The organism is Rhodovulum sp. PH10 (assembly GCF_000293785.1).
Classification (GTDB): Bacteria; Pseudomonadota; Alphaproteobacteria; order Rhizobiales; family Xanthobacteraceae; genus Rhodoplanes.
In genome coordinates, this window is record NZ_AKZI01000253.1 from 1 (window position 1) to 1,272 (window position 1,272).

Consider the following 1,272-nt stretch of genomic DNA (forward strand, 5'->3'; position numbering starts at 1 on the left):
AGCGGCATGTGCAACGCCCTGATCTTCGCCGACTGCTTGAGGTAGCGCGCGCGGTGCAGGTTCTCCGTGCCGAGCAGCGTCAGGAACTCGGGGTGGTCGATGAAATACTGCCAGGTGAAGCGCACCAGCTCGCGGATCGCCTCGATGGCGTCGCGGTCGCCGAGATGGAGCGCCGCCTCGGCGGTGCGGATCGCGGTGTAGGTCTCCTCCAGCACGGCGACGTAAAGCCCCTCCTTGCCGCCGAAGTAATGGTAGATCATCCGCTTGTTGACGCCGGAGCGGGCCGCGATGGTGTCGACCCGGGCGCCGGTCAGCCCCTTGGCCTTGAACTCGTGGGTGGCGGCGTCGAGGATCGCGGCGCGCGTGCGCACCGGATCGCGCGGGCCGGTCGGCCGGCGCGGAGGGGAGGGCGCCTGCTTGGTCACCGTTGCTTCCATCGCCCTGCCGTGCCCGTTCCTGATCGTCACCGATCGGCGATCATACGCGATGTCGTGCGCTGCGGTAGCGGCTCCCCGCGCATGGCATGGCGGCGGCATGCACACGCGAGCCGGCGCCGGGCCGCGCCGGCGCATGGCATGCCGTTGCGGAAGCTCCGGTTCTTGCGCGAAAGATGGGAAAAGCGCAGGTTCGGCGCGCAGCATCGGACCGGTCCCGCGCGGGGGCCGGAGGGGGAACATTTCATGATCGAGCCGTACAACGCGGTCGGCCTCATCCCGACATTCTGGGGCATTCGCCGCCGCGAGGACATCAAGACCAACATCGACCATTTGAAGAACCTGACCAAGGCGGCCTTCTGGCTGTCCAATCTCGACATCCCGGTGCGCCTTCTGGCGATCCCCGAAGGCGCCCTGATGGGCTTCAACGACGAGGTTCTGGACGTCGACCACGCCGAGTTCGCCAACACCTGCTGCATCGACATTCCCGGCCCCGAGACCGACGAGATCGGCAAGCTCGCGCGCGAGTGGAACGTCTTCGTCATGGCGCAGGCAAAGGCCCGCCATCCGGACTGGAAGGACCGCTTCTTCAATGTCGGCTTCATCGTCGACCCGGACGGCAACGTCATCCTGAAGCACTACAAGCTCGGCGCGCTTCTGCCGGTCGAGCGCTCGGTGTCGCCGCACGACATCTACGACTGGTGGATCGAGAAGTACGGCCGCACGCTCGACGCCTTCTGGCCGGTCGCCGACACCAAGATCGGCCGGCTCGGCATCATGATGGCGATGGAGGGCTCTTATCCGGAGAACGGCCGCGGGCTCGCGATGAACGGCGCCG

2 protein-coding genes are annotated in these 1,272 nt (G+C 67.1%); one reads left to right on the top strand and one right to left on the bottom strand.

Annotated elements, in window-relative coordinates:
* A partial coding sequence (locus A33M_RS21875; protein ID WP_040622744.1) for a TetR/AcrR family transcriptional regulator occupies positions 1-437 on the bottom strand: 437 nt, incomplete at its 3' end.
* A gap of 243 nt (positions 438-680) precedes the next feature.
* Here A33M_RS21875 and A33M_RS21880 point away from each other — a divergent pair.
* On the top strand, positions 681-1,272 hold a 592-nt coding region (locus A33M_RS21880; protein ID WP_040622746.1), incomplete at its 3' end, for a nitrilase-related carbon-nitrogen hydrolase.